This window comes from Falsigemmobacter faecalis, from assembly GCF_003863335.1.
In the GTDB taxonomy this organism is placed as follows: Bacteria; Pseudomonadota; Alphaproteobacteria; order Rhodobacterales; family Rhodobacteraceae; genus Wagnerdoeblera; species Wagnerdoeblera faecalis.
In genome coordinates this window covers 1-1,150 of sequence record NZ_RRAZ01000098.1, presented here as the reverse complement: position 1 = coordinate 1,150, position 1,150 = coordinate 1, and the positions used below count along the sequence as shown (strand labels likewise).

Here is a 1,150-nt window from a genome sequence, read left to right as displayed (position 1 = left end):
TGGCGACGACGCCTGCACCAACGGTGCGGCCGCCTTCACGGATTGCGAAGCGGAGCTTCTCTTCCATAGCGATCGGCGCGATCAGTTCGACTTCGAACTTCAGGTTGTCGCCCGGCATCACCATTTCGGTGCCTTCCGGCAGTTTAACCATGCCGGTGACGTCGGTGGTGCGGAAGTAGAACTGCGGACGGTAGTTCGCGAAGAACGGGGTGTGACGACCACCTTCTTCTTTGGTGAGGATGTAAGCCTCAGCCTCAAAAGTGGTGTGCGGCAGAACCGACTTCGGCTTGCACAGAACCTGACCACGCTCAACGCCGTCACGGTCAACGCCGCGCAGCAGGGCGCCGATGTTGTCGCCGGCTTCACCGCGATCGAGCAGTTTGCGGAACATTTCCACACCGGTGCAGGTCGATTTCGAGGTCGGGCGGATGCCGACGATCTCGACTTCGTCACCGACGTTGATCACGCCGCGCTCAACACGACCGGTCACAACGGTACCACGGCCCGAGATCGAGAACACGTCTTCGATCGGCATCAGGAACGGCTGGTCAACAGCACGTGCCGGGGTCGGGATGTAGGTGTCGACAGCTGCGAGCAGTGCGCGGATCGCGTTCTCACCGATTTCCGGCTGGGTGCCGTTCATCGCGTGCAGAGCCGAACCTTTGATGATCGGAATGTCGTCGCCCGGGTATTCGTAGGACGACAGCAGCTCGCGGATTTCCATCTCAACGAGTTCGATCAGCTCCGGATCGTCAACCTGGTCCACTTTGTTCATGAACACGACCATGTAGGGGATACCCACCTGGCGGCCGAGCAGAATGTGCTCGCGGGTCTGCGGCATCGGGCCGTCAGCAGCGTTCACAACCAGGATCGCGCCGTCCATCTGGGCAGCACCGGTGATCATGTTTTTGACGTAGTCGGCGTGGCCGGGGCAGTCAACGTGGGCGTAGTGACGGGCTTCGGTCTCATACTCGACGTGTGCGGTCGAGATGGTGATGCCGCGTGCACGCTCTTCCGGTGCGCCATCGATCTGGTCGTAGGCTTTGAAGTCACCGAAGTATTTGGTGATTGCTGCGGTCAGCGTGGTTTTGCCGTGGTCAACGTGGCCGATGGTGCCGATGTTGACGTGCGGTTTGTTCCGTTCAAACTT

1 protein-coding gene is annotated in these 1,150 nt (G+C 60.2%); it reads right to left on the bottom strand.

The features are described from left to right. On the bottom strand, window positions 1–1,150 hold a 1,150-nt coding region (gene tuf / locus EG244_RS20220), incomplete at both ends, for an elongation factor Tu (protein WP_124966922.1).